The organism is Lacinutrix sp. C3R15 (assembly GCF_018860825.1).
In the GTDB taxonomy this organism is placed as follows: Bacteria; Bacteroidota; Bacteroidia; order Flavobacteriales; family Flavobacteriaceae; genus Oceanihabitans.
In genome coordinates, this window is the sequence record NZ_JAHKPZ010000015.1 from 405431 (window position 1) to 423829 (window position 18399).

Genomic DNA, 18399 nt, shown 5'->3' on the forward strand with positions numbered 1-18399 from the left:
TTTTTAAAAAGTAATACTAAATACGGTTTTAAGAAGAAAGATTCGTAAATTGATAGTGACGTTATTTTTTTAATATGAAAAGAATCGTTTTTACTTTTATATTGTTATTTGGGATTTGCTTTTATTGTTTATCTCAAGGCACTTTTGTTATTCAAAATAAAAAGAAAACCGATAAGATAAAGTTTAAATTAATTAATAATTTAGTTGTAATTCCTGTTAAAATTAATGGTGTAGAATTATCTTTTATTTTAGATACAGGAGTAAGTAAACCCATTTTGTTTAATATTTTTAATATCAATGAAACGTTAAAGATTAATAATGCGCAAAAGATTGTAATTCGTGGTTTAGGAGAAGGAGAGCCTGTTGAAGCATTACGATCTAAAAAGAACATAATAGAAATTGGTGAAGCAGTTAATATTAACCAAGATTTATTTGTAGTGTATAATTCTAAATTAAATTTTGCACCAAAGTTAGGAATCCCTATTCATGGTATTATTGGGTATGATTTTTTTAAAGATTTAGTTGTTGAAATAAATTATTCTTCAAAATTTATTAAGATTTTTGAAAACGAAATTTACAAGCAAAAAAAATGCAAAAAATGTGAAATTTTACCTTTGTATTTTTACAATAAAAAACCTTATATAAATGCAGAGGTAACCATTGATGATAAACCAATACCTGTTAAATTATTGATAGATTCTGGAGGGAGTGATTCTATTTGGTTGTTTGAAAATACTTCTTTGGGTATACATGCAAATGAAAGATATTTTACCGATTTTTTAGGGCATGGATTAAGCGGGAGCGTTTACGGAAAACGCTCTAAAGTAGATGCCTTTACAATACGTGATTTTACCTTGCATAATGCAAATGTTGCTTTTCCTGATTCTACATCTATTTCTTTTGCAAGAAACCATAAAGATAGAAACGGAAGTCTTGCAGGTAATGTTTTAAAAAGATTTCGTATTGTTTTTAACTATAAAAAATCTTCTATTCTACTTAAAAAAAGTAAATTTTTTAATGATGATTTTACTTATAATAAAAGCGGAATTGAGTTAGAGCAAAATGGCATTAGGTTGGTGCGTGAAAAAGATAACTCAAGAAGAATTACCACTTTAGATGATGCTAATGCAATCAATAATGAAGAAACAAGAGTGGTTTATAACGCTAATTATAAACTATCTGTAAAACCTGCTTATACCATTGTAGAATTGCGCAAAAACTCTCCTGCAGAAAAAGCAGGTTTGCAAGTAGGTGATATTGTTTTAAAAATAAACGGTAAAGAAACGTATAACTTAACACTTCAAAAAAGCACACAGTATTTTTATGAAAAAGAAGGAAAAATAATTAAACTAAAAATAGATAGGTTAGGAAAAATACTAGATTTTAAATTTACTTTAGAAAGTTTATTTTAATAAAAAAGGGTTGTTTACAATAACGTAAACAACCCTTTGTATTAAATGGTTATGAGTAAATTAATTTTCCATAACACTTTTTTGTCTTTTTTCAAGAACACTTGTTTTACCAGGATCAATAACCTCTCCTTTAATTTTTAAAGCTACTGTTGGTGTTTCTGCGTTAGAAAGTACAGTAATTGTTTTTCTAATTGGCATTACACGTTTGGTATCATACTTTACTTGTATTTCTCCGGTTTCACCAGGTAAAATTGGTCCGTCTGGTTTTTTTGGTACAGTACAACCACAACTAGAAGATACTTTAGAGATAATAAGAGGTGCATCTCCAGTATTAGTAAATTCAAATGTTCTAACACCATTAGCTCCTTTCTCTATGGTACCATAGTCTACTGTCGTTTCTTTAAATTCAATTTTTGCTACTTTTTCTTGTGCAGTCATTGAAAAGCTAAATATTCCGATAAATAAAATTGTAATTAACTGTTTCATCTTTTTATAATTTAAATGATTCTTATTGTTAAGTTTATAAACAACTGTAGAGTAGTTGTTTGTGTGGTTTTAGTTTTTATTGTTATTGTAAATCTAATTACTTTTAATGCATTCTGCAAAAATATTAGTTGTAATACCTAAACTTAATAAAAACATTGTGGTTATAGGTACATTAAACAGCATTAATATTTTTCAAAATATAAATTATAAGTACTTTTGCATGATATTATTCAAAAACTATTCCAAAGTATGAACATTCCATCAAAATATGATGCAACTAGTGTAGAAAATAAGTGGTACAGCTACTGGACAGCGCATAATTATTTTCATTCCACACCAGATGAAAGAGAACCATATACCATTGTAATTCCTCCACCAAACGTAACAGGAGTTTTGCACATGGGACATATGCTTAACAATACTATACAAGATGTTCTTATACGTCGTGCGCGTTTGTTAGGTAAAAATGCTTGTTGGGTGCCTGGAACAGACCATGCATCTATTGCAACAGAAGCTAAAGTTGTTGCTAAATTGAAGGAGCAAGGAATAGATAAAAACGACCTAACAAGAGAAGAGTTTTTAGAGCACGCTTGGGAATGGACAGAAGAATATGGAGGTGTAATCTTAGACCAACTTAAAAAGTTAGGATGTTCTTGTGATTGGGACCGAACAAAGTTTACGATGGATGACGATATGTCTGAAGCTGTAATTAAAGTGTTTGTTGATTTACATGAAAAAGGATTGATATATAGAGGGTACCGAATGGTAAACTGGGATCCTGAGGCGAAAACAACACTTTCTGATGAAGAAGTAATTCATGAAGAACGACAAGGAAACTTATACTATATCAATTATAAAATTGAAGGAAGTGAGGACACGCTAACCATTGCAACCACACGTCCTGAAACTATTTTTGGAGATACCGCAATTTGTATTAATCCAGAAGATGAGCGTTTTGCTCACTTACGCGGAAAAAAAGCCATTGTGCCTATTTGTAATCGCGTTATTCCAATTATTGAAGACGAATATGTAGATGTAGAATTTGGTACAGGTTGCTTAAAAGTAACTCCTGCTCATGATGAAAATGATAAGAATCTTGGTGATAAACATCAATTAGAAGTTATTGATATCTTTAATGAAGATGCTACTTTAAATAGCTTTGGATTGCAATTTGAAGGACAAGATCGCTTTGTAGCAAGAAAAACAGTGGCTAAAGAATTAGAAGCTATTGGTGCTTTGGTTAAAACCGAAACACATTTAAATAAAGTTGGTACTTCTGAACGTACCAAAGCAGTTATTGAGCCAAGATTAAGTGACCAATGGTTCTTAAAAATGGAAGACCTTGTAAAACCAGCTATTGAAGCTGTTTTAGGTGAAGATGCCGAGATTAAATTATTTCCAAAGAAATTCGAAAATACCTATCGTCATTGGATGGAGAATATTCGCGATTGGAATATCTCACGTCAATTACTTTGGGGACAACAAATTCCTGCTTATTTCTATGGCGACGGAAAAGAAGATTTTGTTGTTGCTGAAACCATTGAGAAAGCACTAGAAAAAGCCAAGGCTAAAACGAATAATACCACATTAAAATTAACAGACTTACGTCAGGATACCGACGCATTAGATACCTGGTTTAGTTCTTGGTTATGGCCAATGTCTGTTTTTGATGGTATACGTAACCCAGAAAACGAAGAAATAAAATACTACTATCCAACTAATGATTTAGTAACAGGACCAGATATTTTATTCTTTTGGGTAGCACGTATGATTATTGCTGGCTATGAGTACAAAGACCAAAAACCATTTAACAATGTGTATTTAACGGGGTTGGTACGTGATAAACAACGCCGAAAAATGTCTAAATCTTTGGGGAATTCTCCAGACGCCCTAAAACTTATTGAAGATTACAGTGCAGATGGTGTTCGTGTTGGGTTGTTATTAAGCAGTGCAGCAGGAAACGACTTAATGTTTGATGAGGCACTTTGCCAACAAGGAAAAGGTTTTGGTAATAAAATATGGAATGCCTTTAACTTAACTAATTTGTGGGAAGTTAGTGATAGTATCGAGCAGCCAGAATCAAGCAAAATAGCTTTAGAGTGGTATGAAGCGAAGTTTAGTACTGCTTTAGTAGAAATTGAAGATCACTTTAGTAAATACCGTTTAAGTGATGCGTTAATGGCAATCTATAAATTAATTTATGATGATTTTTGTGGTTGGCTATTAGAAATTGTAAAACCAGCATACCAACAACCAATAGATGCTGTTACCTATAATAAGGTAATGGCTATTTTTGAGGATAACTTAAAAATATTACATCCATTTATGCCTTTCTTAACTGAAGATATCTGGCAATATATTTCTGAAAGAACTCCAGAAGAAGCATTGATTATAGCAAAATGGCCAGAAGTAAAACCTGTAAACACAGAAATTATTACCCAATTTGAGTTTGCAGCAGAAGTTATTTCAGGAATTAGAACCGTTAGAAAAGAAAAGAATATTGCTTTTAAAGACGCTATAGGTTTTTCGGTTATAAATAATGAAAATTCAAATACAGCATTTGATGCAGTAATAGCAAAATTAGGAAACTTAGAAGCTATAGAGTATGTGTCTGAGCCTGTAGATGGAGCTTTAACTTTTAGAGTAAAATCTAACGAGTACTTTATTCCAATGGAAGGAGCTATTGATGTAGAAGCAGAAATTAAAAAACTAACAGAAGAGTTAAATTATACCGAAGGATTCTTAAAATCAGTACAAAAGAAACTTTCAAATGAGCGTTTTGTTGCAGGAGCTCCAGAGCAAGTAGTTGCAGCAGAAAAGAAAAAAGAAGCAGATGCTTTGGCTAAGATTGAAACCTTAAAAAGCAGCTTAGCTAGTTTAAAATAAAAAACAATAACCTACAAGGTATACCAAACCTTGTAGGTTTGTATTTAAATGAACAAAAAAATATACTCCATAATTGCTATTGTAATTCTGGTTGCTGTTTATGGGTATGACGCCTACTTTGATCAGCAAGTAGCAGAAAAAACCATTGCGCAAGGAGCAACTGCAAAAAGCAATACCAACGAGTATTTTTTACCAACCAGTACAACAGGGCAGGTTGTACATCATGAAGGTTACAGTTTAAGTTATAGTGAAAGCCATGAACAACCAGAATGGGTTGCTTATGAGTTAAAAAAAACACACTTATCCAATACTAACTTTAAAAGACCCTATTTTGAAATAGATAAGGCTGTAAAAACAGGAGCTGCACATTGGAGAAATTATAAACAATCTGGCTATGATCGAGGGCATCTTTGTCCTGCAGGAGATAGAAAATATAGTCAAGAAGCACATGACGAAACTTTTTTAACGAGTAATATTACTCCACAAAAACATGATTTTAATGCTGGTGTGTGGAACCGATTAGAACAAAAAACACGCTATTGGGCAAGTAAATATGATGGCGTATTTGTAGTTTCTGGCGGAATATTAAAAGGAAATTTAAAAACTATTGGTGAAGAAAAAGTATCTGTACCAAACCAGTTTTATAAAGTATTGATAGATGTTAACTCAGGCGAAGCTAAAATGCTTGCGTTTTTGTTAGATCATAAGGAATCTAAGGAGCCTTTATACAAGTTTGTGGTTTCTGTTGATGAAATTGAAAAACGTACAGGAATTGATTTCTTTTCTCAATTAGAAGATACTATTGAAGATAGGTTAGAAGCTTCAGCGGTATATAATAATTGGAGTTTTTAATAATTCATCTATTATGCTGAGTGCTGTCTAAACCTCTTTATTTTAACTTGCTTAGCATTCCATTCCAACGCAGTTTTCTAATAAATGCACCTTGGTCTTTGGTTACCAGATATTCTGTTTTGTTGTTTTTTGCTTTAAAATAGCCAGACATATAATCTTTAAATAAAGTAAAACTTCCTTTTTTGTAGGCCAATTTTAATGCAGAAATCAGGGTGATGGTAAAGCCATAACGCATTTTATACATAGCTTCACCTTGCATGTGTTTAGAGGCTTTATTGTAGCTAATACCTGTGGGCTTTAAATGTTTTACATGCAGGGTTTTATCGGTAAGTATTTGCCAATCGTAATATTTAGATAATAGCTCGTCTACAGTGTCCCAACCCATAGAGGGTTTAAGTTTTCCTATTTGCTCAAAGCACTCTTTTTTATAGGCTTTTAAAGCACCTCTAATATGGTCTTTTCTAGTTAGGTTTTCTAAAACCCATTGCTTGTTTTTTTCTATATAACAAAATCCTGCAGCCATTCCTAACTTAGGGTTTGCTTGAAAGTGTTTTGCTAATTGTTCTAAATAGTTTTTAGGAAAGATTAAATCTGCATCAAACTTACAAATTACATCATAATTAGTATCTATAATAGTGTAGCCTTTGTAGAATGCATTAATAATTTTAGTTCCTGGTAAATGTTTATTAGATGAGGTGGTGTTTATTAATTTTATATAATGGTGTTTTTTCTGAAAGTCTTCAACAATACTTTTAGTGTTGTCTGATGAGTTGTCATTAACAACCACAATTTCTTTAGGTTGTAAGGTTTGTTTTACTAAAGAGTGTAAGGTTTGTGCAATATACTTTTCTTCGTTATGCGCAGGAATGACAATAGAAATATTCATAAAACAAATTACAATATTAAAATTCCAAATTCCAAATTCCAAAACTATACGAGTAAGTTTTAAAATTTGGAATTTTCTTCTTTTTTTGGATTAGGATATAGGTTAATTAATTTTTTCAGCATACACTATATAATACCTTGGTGTAAACCAACGTAAAATAGGCCTAATGCCAATTTTTTTGGTAGGATTGGTCCATTTTTGTCTGTCTATAATTTTCCACCCTGTTTTTTCTAGTAACCAATCTAATTGCCAATCTTCAAACTCGTGATAGTGTCTATCCCATGGATCTGTTTTGCTTCGGTATGCCGAAGAAAACCATAATCTAAGAGGAACACTAATTACTAGTTTTTTGGCTTTAATGCTTTGTAAAACGGTAAAAGGAGAGAGTAGGTGCTCAAAAATTTCAAAAGCAGTAACTACTTCAGCATCCGAATTTTTTATAGTTGAAGTATCTAAATCTAAATCTTCTCCTTTGGTGTTTGTAACCAAATAATTGTTGCTTTTTAAAATTTTAGTAAACGGATTTTCTACACCTAAATCTAAAATAGACTGTGATTTAGAAATGTGTTTTTCTAAAAATTGATAGGTAAGCTTATATCTTTTATGCGGAAATGATTGTTCGTACATATTTATTTTCCGCGAAAGCGGAAACTTTTTAAAGGCAATAATTTTACAACTAGTGTTTGTAAACTATAGCGTTAATATTCATACCAGCACCAACACTAGCAAACATAATAAGGTCTCCTTTTTTTATTTCTTGATTTTCAAGTTTCCCTTTTAAAATTAGGTCATATAAGGTAGGAACCGTTGCTACACTAGAATTACCAAGCATGTTTATAGACATTGGCATAATGCCTTCTGGCATTTTCATATCATAAAGTTTGTAAAAACGTTCTATTATAGCTTCGTCCATTTTTTCATTAGCCTGATGTATCAGTATTTTTTTAACATCATTTATGGAGTAACCACTTTTTTCTAAACACGATTTTAGTGCTAAAGGCACGTTTTTTAAAGCAAATTCATATATTTTTCGTCCATACATTTTAATGTACTTTCGTTTGCTTGAGCTGTCTTGGTTGTTGGTTTCGCCAAAATAAATAAAATGAGCTTCGTCTAAAGCAAAAGTGGCAGATTCATGACTAATAATACCACCTTCTTCAGTAGTTGCTTCAACAATAACAGCACCAGAGCCATCACTATATATCATAGAATCTCTATCGTGTTTATCTATAACACGAGAAAGTGTTTCAGAACCGATAACCAAACAACGTTTTGCTACTCCTGAGGCAATAAATGCTTTGGCTTGAATAACTCCTTCAATCCAACCAGGACATCCAAAAAGCAAATCATAACCAACACATTTTGGGTTTTTAATCTGCAATAAATGTTTTACACGTGATGCTATACTTGGTACAGTATCACTTTGTTCTGTGTTATATTTTATATCACCATAGTTATGAGCTACAATAATATAGTCTAAGGTTTCTTTGTCAATTTTAGCATCTTTTATAGCATTTTCTGCAGCATAAAAAGCAATGTCTGAATTTGATAATTCAGGCTCTATATACCGCCTTTCTTGAATACCAGTTATAGCTTTAAATTTTCTAACAATAACTTCATTTGTACTGTTTATTTTTGAGCCATTTGCATTTAAAAATTCGTGATTATAAAAATCTTCGTTTTTTTCTATAGTACTAGGTATGTAACTACCTGTACCTGTAATCTTAATATTCATAAAAAAAAGGATTGCCTTTAATTGTTTGACTGCTAAGATAAGCAGTAAAAAATTAAAGGCAATTTTAAAAAAGCAATAATTTACGATGTTCAACCGTTAATTTACTTCCATATACTCCTCAATAGGAGCACATGTACAGATTAAATTTCTGTCACCAAACGCATCGTCAACACGTCTTACGCTAGGCCAGAATTTATTGTCTTGCACATAATCTAAAGGGTATGCAGCTGTTTCACGAGAGTACGGGAAATTCCAGTCGTTAGCAGTTACCATTGCTAAAGTGTGTGGTGCGTTTTTAAGTACGTTATTAGCGTCTTCTTTGCTTGCGGTATCAATTTCTTTTTTAATAGAAATTAAAGCATCACAAAAACGATCTATTTCTTGTTTACTTTCACTTTCTGTAGGTTCTATCATTAAAGTTCCTGCTACAGGAAAAGATACTGTTGGAGCATGAAAACCATAATCCATTAAACGTTTTGCTATATCTGTTACTTCAATTCCGTTAGCTTTAAAAGCACGACAATCAACAATCATTTCATGCGCTGCACGACCACGTTCACCAGAGTATAAAGTATCAAAATGACCTTCTAATCTGGTTTTGATGTAGTTTGCGTTTAAGATTGCAATTTTGGTAGAAGCTGTTAAGCCTTTTGCACCAAGCATTTTTATATAGCCATAAGAAATTAAACAAACTAAAGCCGAGCCAAAAGGAGCTGCAGAAATAGCTGTTATAGCGTCTTTTCCTCCTGTTTTTACTATTGGGTTTCCAGGTAAAAAAGGAGCTAGTTGTTTTGCAACACAAATTGGTCCAACACCAGGACCTCCGCCACCATGAGGAATAGCAAAGGTTTTGTGTAGATTTAAATGGCAAACATCTGCACCAATATTTCCAGGATTAGTTAATCCTACTTGGGCATTCATGTTTGCTCCATCCATATATACCTGACCACCGTTTTCATGAATAATTTTGATGATTTCTTTAATAGAAGCCTCATATACACCATGTGTTGATGGGTAAGTAACCATTAAACAGGCTAGGTTATCTTTGTGTAAAATTGCTTTTTCACGTAAATCCTCAACATCTATATTACCTTCGTCTGTAGATTTTGTAACTACTACCTTCATTCCTGCCATTACAGCACTTGCAGGATTTGTACCATGTGCAGAGCTAGGAATTAAACAAATATTTCTATGGTGGTCATTTCTAGATTCGTGGTATGCCTTGATAACCATTAAACCTGCAAACTCTCCTTGGGCACCAGAATTAGGTTGTAAGGATGTTGCAGCAAAACCAGTGATTTCTGTAAGTTGGTCTTCTAGTTCTTTTAAAATAGTAGTATATCCTTTAGCTTGTTTTAAAGGAGCAAAAGGATGAATGTTTCCCCATTCTGGTTGGCTTAAAGGTAGCATTTCTGCAGCAGCATTTAATTTCATTGTGCAAGAACCAAGAGAAATCATAGAGTGATTTAAAGATAAATCTTTACGTTCTAGTTTTTTTATGTAACGCATTAATTCGGTTTCAGAATGGTACGAATTAAAAACATCAAGGTTTAAAAACGCTGTAGTTCTTTGTAAATGGTTGTCTATATGGTTTGCTTCGGTAAAAGACGAAATTGTAAATGCTTTTTTGTCTGCTACTTTAGCAAAAATAGAAATGATAGTATTTATATCTTTAACAGAAGTGGTTTCGTTTATAGAAATAGTAACGGTTTCATCATCTGGATAAAAGAAGTTTACCTTTTTGTCTTTAGCGACTTTGTGTACTTTTTTGGCTTTTGTTTTAATTTGAAGCGTATCAAAATAAGAAGTATTAGTTTGTTTAAATCCTAATTTTTCTAAAGATGTAGCTAAAGTAGCGGCTGCATTGTGTACTTTATTGGCAATAAATTGTAAGCCTTTTGGTCCGTGATATACAGCGTACATTCCTGCCATAACAGCTAACAATACTTGTGCAGTACAAATGTTAGATGTTGCTCTATCACGTTTTATATGTTGCTCTCTGGTTTGTAAAGCCATACGTAAAGCTCTGTTTCCATTAGCGTCTTTAGTGATACCAATTATACGTCCAGGAATATCGCGTTTGTAAGTTTCTTTAGTAGCAAAATATGCAGCATGTGGACCTCCATAACCCATTGGTATACCAAAACGTTGTGTGGTACCTAGTACTATATCTGCTCCAAATTTACCAGGAGCTTCTAATTTTACTAAGCTTAAAAGGTCTGCAGCAATAGCTACTTTAATTTGTGCTTCTTTTGCTTTGCTAATAAAAGCTTGTATGTCTGTAACTTGTCCGTTTTTCCCAGGGTATTGAAGTATTGCTCCAAAGTATTCAGAAGAAAAATCAAAAGTGTTTTCATTTGCAACAACAAGCTCTACACCAATAGGTTTAGATCTTGTTTGTAATAAAGAAAGGGTTTGAGGTAAAATGTTATCTGAAACAAAAAACTTATTTATTCCAGCTTTTTTTTGTGCTCTATCTCTAACAGCAAAGAGTAAACTCATGGCTTCTGCGGCAGCAGTACTTTCGTCTAAAAGTGATGCATTTGCAAGTTCCATTCCTGTAAGATCTGTAATCATGGTTTGGTAGTTTAGAAGTGCTTCTAAACGACCTTGTGCAATTTCTGCTTGATATGGCGTATAGGCTGTGTACCAACCTGGGTTTTCTAAAATGTTACGTTGTATTACTGCAGGTATAATGGTTGGGTGATACCCTAAACCAATATATGTTTTATATACTTTGTTTTTTTTAGCAACCTCATTTAGGTAAACTAAGTATTCTTGCTCACTCATAGCTTTTTCTAGATCCAGGTCTTTTTTTAAACGGATGTCATCTGGAATCGTTTCGTAAATAAGTTGGTCTAAATTATCTACACCTATGGTTTTTAGCATTTGTTCTTGGTCTTCTTCTCTAGGACCAATATGGCGAAGTGCAAAAGTGTTTGTATTCATTCTTAAAAAAAAGTTGTGTTTTGTGGCGCAAAAATACGCAAATAATAAAGGTTTTTAGTTTTGAAATTTGAAAGTTTTTAACCAAATTAAATGGTTATTAACAGAACACGCTTTTTATCAATTAAATAGGCTGAAAAACACTGGTTTTTAGAGGGTTTGTTAGTGTGTGATAATGTACTTGTTATTACTAGGTTTGATTTTTCTTTTTTATCATATTCTATTGGTAAAAGGGATTGTGTATTTTTGTTTTATGCGAATTGTAAAAGACTTTTTCGATTTTTATATAAATGCTAGTATTCATGTGGCTTTAAGTGTATGTGCTTTAACATGGATTACGCTTTTTGAGTTTGATATTTCTCAGGAAACCACAGTTTTATATTTTAATTTTTTTGCAACAATAACAGGCTATAATTTTGTGAAATACTTTGGCTTGGCTAAGTTTCATCATAGAAGTTTAGCTAATAAGTTAAAAGTAATACAGGTGTTTTCTTTTTTCTGTTTTCTTGCGCTGTGTTATTATGCCTTTCAGTTAGAAATTAAAACTTGGGTGTATATTTTAATACTTGGAGTTATTACCTTTTTTTATGCTATTCCTTTTTTGCCTAGAAATGTTTTTGTAGATAATAATCAGAATTTAAGACAAATAAGCGGATTGAAGATATATGTAATTGCTTTGGTTTGGTCTGTTGCTACTGTATTGCTTCCGTTAGTAGATAATGCTTTTTTGTTAAATGCAGATGTATTTATAACTGTTTTACAACGATTTATTCTTGTGCTAGTATTAATGATTCCTTTTGAAATAAGAGATTTGCAATTTGATAGTTTAAAACTGTCAACAATACCTCAAAGTATTGGAATACGTAAAACAAAGGTTATTGGTTTTGTTTTATTGGTTGTTTTTTTCTTTTTAGAATTTTTTAAAGATCAAACTAGTAGTGTAAACGTATTTGTATTAGCCTTGTTTGCACTAATTACATGCTTATTTGTTTTATTCTCTAAAAAGAATCAAGCCCAATACTATAGTTCTTTTTTTGTAGAGGGATTACCAATTTTATGGTTAGTGTTGTTGCTTATGTATGGCTTTTTCTAGGTTTTCTTTTAAAGCTTCTTTTTCTTTTTTATGCATACAATCAACCTTTGAGTTTTCTAGTGTTGCTGTAAGTTTTTTGTTGTTATTTGAGTATTTCCTGCAAGCGCTACAAAATAATAAGTGTAGCATAAGCTTCAGTTTTTCTAAAAAAGTTGCTTCATTGTATTGTGATTTGTCGCAAACATGATTTGCTTTTTCACAAGCTTTATGTATTTTCATTTTTGTACGCATATTAAAACCAGTTTTTCTCCATACAAGATGCCATAGTTGTTCTTGCTCTATGAATGATAACCCAAAGATTAGACGCTGTAATATTCAGTTCATTACAAATAGTTTCGGTATCTATTCCTTCTATAGTTTTCATTTTAAAAACCGTTGCTTGTTTTTTAGGAAGTTTGTCTAAGCAACTGTAGATAGCGTCACCAAGTTCTTCATTTTCAAGAGTGTCTTCTGCTGTTTTATCAAAAGGGTCTGCAACGCGTTCTTCTAGCCAATCTCCTTCGGTTTCAGAATCGCTATTATAGCTCATTCGTACTTCTGCTTTTCCTTTGTTAGAATTTATTTTCCGATAATGGTCTATAACTTTACGTTTTAAAATAGAGATTAGCCAGGTACGTTCACTAGCTTCTCCTTTAAAATTTTTCATTGACTTTAAACCAGCAAAAAAAGTGTCTTGTACCAAGTCTTTAGCCAGATCTCTATCGTTAACACGAGAAATGGTGTAGTTAAAGAGGTAATCGGAATATAAATCGATCCATTTATTAGGATCTATTTGATGATTTGGCATATACTTTTATAGCTAGTTTAAGCAAAAGTAATGAAAAGTATTTATATCTAATCTATTAAATCTTTTACAGCAGCTTTAATTGTTGGGAATTGAAATTTAAAACCATTTTCTAAAAGTTTTTTAGGAACTACATTTCTGCTATTTAAAATAAGCTCAGGTTCTGTTTGCATAAAAAAAGCACCAATTTTTAATATGAATTTTGGACTAGGAATACCAACAGGAACTTGCATTGCTTTTCTAAAATCTTTCATCATGGTTGCATTGTCTGTTGGTTTTGGTACACAAAAATTAAAAGCTCCTTTTGTGTCTTCTTTATGTATTAAAAAATCTACAGCTCTGGCAAAATCTGTTTCATGAATCCAGCTAACCATTTGTTTTCCGTTACCTTGTTTTCCTCCTAAGCCAAATTGTGTTAGTTTTTTTAATGGTACAAATGCACCATCATCATTGCCAAAAACAATAGAAGTACGTATTACTATTTTTCTTGTTTTAGGGTTTTTTGTTTTATAGAAAGCTTTTTCCCAAACGGTTGCTACTTCTGCTTCAAAATCATTGCCAAATACAGTACTGTCTTCTGTTTGTTCTTCTGTAAAAGCTTCTTTGTAGATAGAGGTAGTGGAGGAGTTCATCCATAGTTTTGGTGGGTTTTTGCAAGAATCTATAGCTTTACCAAGTAATTCTGTAGCAATAACTCTCGATTCTTTTATTGCTTTTTTGTTAGCATCTGTAAATCTGCAGTTGATTGTTTTTCCGGTAAGGTTTATAAGTACATCTAAGTTTTCTAGATGCGAAACCCAAGAGCCTTCTAAGGTTTTTGCATCCCAAAGGATTTCGTTATCCCGTTTTGGATTTCTGCTTAATATTTTAACATAAAAGCCTTTTTTAGAAAAATGCTTTTCTAAGGTTTTACCAATAAATCCGGTTCCTCCTGCTATTAGTATTGTTTTCATATAAGTTTTTGTTTGGTGATGCTGTAAAATGAAAATACTAAAATGTAAAAGAAGAAACTAAATATTCTGCATAGAATATTTAGTTTCTTACTGAATTACTTAATCAATCCAGCTCTTTTTAATAAGGCTTCTGGTTTTGGTTCTTGTCCTCTAAAGCGCTTGTAAAGTGTCATTGGATTTTCTGTACCTCCTTGACTTAAAACGTTGTCTTTAAATTTGTTTGCTACAGCTTTATTGAAGATACCTTCTTCTTTAAAATACTCAAAAGCATCAGCATCTAATACTTCAGCCCATTTGTAACTGTAATATCCGGAAGAATAACCTCCTTGAAAAATGTGTGAAAATGCAGTACTCATGCAGTTTTCTGCTACATCTGGATACAATTGCGTGTCGACAAAAGCATCTTTTTCATGTGCTTTTACATTTTTAATATTAGAAGGGTTTATAGCATGCCAAGACATGTCTAACAAGCCAAAACTAATTTGTCGTAGTGTTTGCATACCTTCATGAAAAGTTGCAGATTCTTTTATTTTGTCTACCAATTCCATAGGAATCACTTCACCAGTTTCATAGTGTTTTGCAAAAAGTTCTAGAGCTTGTTTTTCATAACACCAGTTTTCTAAAACTTGACTAGGTAGTTCTACAAAATCCCAGTAAACACTAGTACCAGATAAACTTGGGTAAGTTGTGTTAGCAAGCATACCATGTAATGCATGACCAAACTCGTGAAATAATGTAGTCACTTCATTAAACGTTAAAAGTGAAGGCTTGCTTTTTGTAGGTTTGGTGAAGTTACAAACAATAGAAACATGTGGTCTGTCGTTTACTCCGTTTTTAATGCTTTGTGATTTGTAGCTTGTCATCCAGGCACCATTTCTTTTTCCTTTTCTAGGAAAGAAATCGGCATAGAAAATAGAAACTAATTCGCCATTATCATCTTTTACTTTATAGGTTAATACATCTTCATGGTATTTGTCTATTGTATGAATTTCTTCAAATTGTAAACCAAACAATTTATTAGCAATAGTAAAAGCACCTTCAATTACGTTTTCTAGTTTAAAGTATGGTTTAAGTTGTTCGTCATCTAAATTAAAAAGTTTTTGTTTTAGCTTTTCGGAATAATAAGCAGAATCCCATTTTTGTAAAGTGTCTATATTATCTAGCTCTTTAGCAAAACTTTCTAGGTTAGCGTATTCTCTATCTGCAGCAGGTTTTGCTTTTTCTAATAATTCATTTAAAAAGCTTTTTACTTTATCTGGTGTTTTAGCCATGCGTTCTTCTAGAACAAAATGCGCATGTGTTTTATAACCTAAAAGATTAGCTCTTTTATAACGAAGTGTTGCTATTTGTAAAACAATATCTTGATTGTCTAAATCGTCGTTTTTAAAGGATTTACTTCCTGCAGCTAAAGATAGTTTTTTACGTAACTCACGATTATCTGCATACGTCATAAACGGAATATAGCTTGGGTAATCTAAAGTAATTAGCCAGCCTTTTTTTTGCTTAGATTCTGCCAATTGCTTTGCTGCTTCTTTAGCTCCATCTGGTAATCCTGCTAAGTCATCTTCATTGGTAATTAGCATTTCAAATTTATTAGTTTCTGCTAATACATTTTCGCCAAATTGTAACTTTAATTTACTTAACTGCTTGTCAATTTCTCTAAGTTCTTGTTTTTTATCTTCAGGAAGATTTGCTCCGTTTCTAGAAAAACTTTTATATTTTTTATCTAAAAGGGTTTCTTGTTCTGTAGTTAGCTCTATAGCTGCTTTGTTGTTGTAAACTGTTTTTACACGTTCAAATAAATCTTGATTAAGTGTAATGTCATTTCCAAACTCTGAAAGTAAAGGAGAAACTTCTTGTGCTATTTTTTGAATTTCTTCATTGGTTTCTGCCGAGTTAAGATTGAAGAATATGCTAGATACTCTATCTAATTGTTCGCCAGAAAAATCTAGAGCCTCAATGGTATTTTTAAAGTTAGGAGTCTCAGGGTTTTTAATTATAGTATCTATTTCTGCTTTTGCGTTTTTTATGCATAGTTTAAAAGCTGGAAGAAAATCTTTAGTAGCAATTTCAGAAAAAGGAGCCGTTTGAAATGCTGTTGTAAACTTTTCTGTAAGTATATTCTTGTTCATTATTTAATTTTATGTTAAAAGTGTGTTAAGTTTAGATTGCAAAAACCTTTATATATATCTTTGTATTGATTTTTTCATAAGAGCTGGTTACTCATTGTTAAAATTATTGATTAATAGCTAAAAACCTTGATGCAAATCAAGGTTTTTTTTGTTTAAAAAATAAAATAAATACACTTTATCTTATTTATTTGCGTTTTGTCGAAAAAAAATAAAAATCATCATATTTAATATAAAACAATTTGAATTAATTTAATCTTTACATTAAGTTTTTTCATATGAGATTAGTGTCTCATGTTTAAGAAATTGATTAATAGCGATATAACCTCAAGATTTATCTTGGGGTTATTGGGTTATAGGCCTTTTGCAGAATCTATTACTTTTATCTTTAAGCCTTCTTTATAAGCAATTACTTTATCTAATACACAAGTGTCTGATGTGCCGATAATTTGTGCTGCAAGTATTCCTGCGTTTTTTGCACCATTTAAAGCTACAGTTGCAACTGGAACTCCTCCTGGCATTTGCAGAATAGATAAAACAGAGTCCCAACCATCTATAGAATTACTGCTTTTTACAGGAACACCAATTACAGGTAAAGGGGATAATGAAGCTATCATTCCTGGTAAATGAGCAGCTCCACCAGCTCCAGCAATAATTACAGCAATACCATTTTTATGTGCATTTTTTCCGTAATCAAACATTTTTTCAGGTGTTCTGTGAGCAGAAACTATATCTACTTCTACTTGTATATCAAATCCTTTTAAAATGTCTATTGCTTCTTGCATTACTGGAAGATCACTTTTGCTTCCCATGATTACTCCTACTTTCATAATTGTTTTAAATATTTGAAGATTGTTTTATTGTTTACTTATTACTTTAATTGTGTTTTTAACTTTTTCGGCAATTTTACGAGCTTCGTTTATATCTTTATTTACAATGGTTACGTGTCCCATTTTTCTAAAAGGGCGTGTTTCTTTTTTACCATAAATATGTGGTGTTACGCCTTCCATATTCATAATTTCTTCTATGTTTTGGTAAATAACATTACCTGTGTAGCCTTCTGCACCAACAAGGTTAACCATAATACCACCAGCTTTATTTGTAGTGTTTCCTAATGGTAGATTTAAAATAGCTCTTATGTGTTGTTCAAATTGTGAGGTGTAATTTGCTTCAATAGTTTGGTGCCCAGAATTGTGAGGTCTTGGTGCTACTTCATTTATTAAAATCTCATTGTCTTGCGTCAAGAACATTTCTACAGCCAATAGGCCAACATGTTTAAAAGCTTCCGATGTTTTTAAAGCAATAAGTTCTGCTTTTTTAGCAATTTCAGGGGCAATTCTAGCAGGACAAATTACATATTCTACTTGGTTAGCTTCTGGGTGAAATTCCATTTCTACCACAGGAAAAGTTTTTACTTCTCCTTTAGCGTTTCTAGAAACAATGACAGCTAATTCATTTTTAAAAGGAATCAACTCTTCAGCAATACATTCTCCTTTTGGTAACTCGTTTAAATCGTTTAGGTTTCTAACCACTTTTACACCATTACCATCATAACCAAACTGAGCAGCTTTCCATACAAAAGGGAATTTTAAGCCACCATTGTCTATTGCATCTTCAATTTCTGAAACATAGGCGAAACGAGAAAACGGAGCAGTAGGTAGGTTTTTGTCTACATAAAATAGTTTTTGTTTTGCTTTATTTTGAATAATACGAAGTGTTTTAGAAGCAGGAAAAACAGTTACTCCTTCTTTTTCTAATTTTTCAAGAGCGTCTATATTTACATTTTCAATTTCTATGGTTAGTACATCTACTTGTTTACCAAATTGATAAACAGTGTCAAAATCCATTAGACTTCCTAGGTGAAATTCATTACTTCCTATTTTGCAAGGAGCTTCGGTATTGCTATCTAAAATACAAGTATAAATATCTAGTTTTCTAGTTTCGGTCAATAGCATTTTTCCAAGTTGTCCGCCACCAAGAATACCAAGTTTAAAATTTGAAGAAAAATAATTCATAAGTTTTTCCGCGAAAGCGAAAATTTGTTTTTTAATGAAACATTTGTTTTAAAAGTCGATTTGTTTTACAAAAATACACTTAAAAGCTGAGTCTCACCTAATATTTGAATACAGTTTGAATGAATTTTTACTCCATTCTCAGGTTTATTTTTTAAGGGTTAATAAGTTGGTTTAATAAAATGTAATAAGAATTCTAAAAAACGTACCAAATCTTTTAAAAAA

Annotated in this window: 15 protein-coding genes; 4 read left to right on the plus strand and 11 right to left on the minus strand. The window is 31.9% G+C overall.

The window, feature by feature from the left end:
• The first annotated feature begins 74 nt into the window (after positions 1-74).
• Complete coding sequence (locus tag KO494_RS07225) at positions 75-1412, plus strand: aspartyl protease family protein (RefSeq protein ID WP_215966922.1); 1338 nt, start codon at positions 75-77, stop codon at positions 1410-1412.
• 60 nt (positions 1413-1472) lie between these two features.
• On the opposite strand, the gene KO494_RS07230 is transcribed toward KO494_RS07225, so the two are convergent.
• Positions 1473-1898, minus strand: coding sequence for a DUF1573 domain-containing protein (locus KO494_RS07230; protein WP_215966923.1), 426 nt, complete (start codon positions 1896-1898; stop codon positions 1473-1475).
• 249 nt (positions 1899-2147) lie between these two features.
• Here KO494_RS07230 and KO494_RS07235 point away from each other — a divergent pair, with 249 nt between their 5' ends.
• Entirely contained in the window at positions 2148-4784 is a 2637-nt protein-coding gene (locus KO494_RS07235; protein ID WP_215966924.1) for a valine--tRNA ligase, read from the plus strand.
• 48 nt (positions 4785-4832) lie between these two features.
• Positions 4833-5636: a DNA/RNA non-specific endonuclease gene (locus tag KO494_RS07240; RefSeq protein ID WP_215966925.1), complete on the plus strand. Its 804-nt coding sequence runs from the start codon at positions 4833-4835 to the stop codon at positions 5634-5636.
• A gap of 37 nt (positions 5637-5673) precedes the next feature.
• On the opposite strand, the gene KO494_RS07245 is transcribed toward KO494_RS07240, so the two are convergent.
• The 4 genes from KO494_RS07245 to gcvP form a co-directional block, all read right to left on the minus strand.
• Positions 5674-6522, minus strand: a complete 849-nt coding sequence (locus KO494_RS07245) for a glycosyltransferase family 2 protein (RefSeq protein ID WP_215966926.1) — start codon at positions 6520-6522, stop codon at positions 5674-5676.
• A 102-nt stretch (positions 6523-6624) separates the two neighbouring features.
• Positions 6625-7149: a methyltransferase gene (locus KO494_RS07250; RefSeq protein WP_215966927.1), complete on the minus strand. Its 525-nt coding sequence runs from the start codon at positions 7147-7149 to the stop codon at positions 6625-6627.
• 49 nt (positions 7150-7198) lie between these two features.
• Positions 7199-8257, minus strand: a complete 1059-nt coding sequence (locus KO494_RS07255) for a 3-oxoacyl-ACP synthase III family protein (RefSeq protein ID WP_215966928.1) — start codon at positions 8255-8257, stop codon at positions 7199-7201.
• Between the two features lie 96 nt (positions 8258-8353).
• Complete coding sequence (gcvP, locus tag KO494_RS07260; protein WP_215966929.1) at positions 8354-11206, minus strand: aminomethyl-transferring glycine dehydrogenase; 2853 nt, start codon at positions 11204-11206, stop codon at positions 8354-8356.
• A 250-nt stretch (positions 11207-11456) separates the two neighbouring features.
• Here gcvP and KO494_RS07265 point away from each other — a divergent pair, with 250 nt between their 5' ends.
• Positions 11457-12296: a hypothetical protein gene (locus tag KO494_RS07265; RefSeq protein WP_215966930.1), complete on the plus strand. Its 840-nt coding sequence runs from the start codon at positions 11457-11459 to the stop codon at positions 12294-12296.
• On the opposite strand, the gene KO494_RS07270 is transcribed toward KO494_RS07265, so the two are convergent.
• From KO494_RS07270 to KO494_RS07295, 6 genes are all read right to left on the minus strand, one after another.
• The gene (locus tag KO494_RS07270) at positions 12264-12515 is read right to left on the minus strand and encodes a hypothetical protein (protein WP_252730344.1); all 252 of its coding nucleotides are present in this window, start codon (positions 12513-12515) and stop codon (positions 12264-12266) included. The genes KO494_RS07265 and KO494_RS07270 overlap by 33 nt on opposite strands.
• 13 nt (positions 12516-12528) lie before the next feature.
• The gene (locus tag KO494_RS07275) at positions 12529-13083 is read right to left on the minus strand and encodes a sigma-70 family RNA polymerase sigma factor (RefSeq protein ID WP_215966932.1); all 555 of its coding nucleotides are present in this window, start codon (positions 13081-13083) and stop codon (positions 12529-12531) included.
• A 47-nt stretch (positions 13084-13130) separates the two neighbouring features.
• On the minus strand, positions 13131-14033 hold the full coding sequence (locus KO494_RS07280) for a TIGR01777 family oxidoreductase (protein ID WP_215966933.1): 903 nt from the start codon (positions 14031-14033) through the stop codon (positions 13131-13133).
• Positions 14034-14128: 95 nt separating this feature from the next.
• Complete coding sequence (locus KO494_RS07285; protein WP_215966934.1) at positions 14129-16165, minus strand: M3 family metallopeptidase; 2037 nt, start codon at positions 16163-16165, stop codon at positions 14129-14131.
• Between the two features lie 350 nt (positions 16166-16515).
• A complete protein-coding gene (purE, locus tag KO494_RS07290) occupies positions 16516-16995 on the minus strand; it encodes a 5-(carboxyamino)imidazole ribonucleotide mutase (protein ID WP_215967031.1) in 480 nt (159 codons plus the stop codon).
• A gap of 24 nt (positions 16996-17019) precedes the next feature.
• A complete protein-coding gene (locus tag KO494_RS07295; RefSeq protein WP_215966935.1) occupies positions 17020-18177 on the minus strand; it encodes a 5-(carboxyamino)imidazole ribonucleotide synthase in 1158 nt (385 codons plus the stop codon).
• Positions 18178-18399 lie beyond the last annotated feature (222 nt).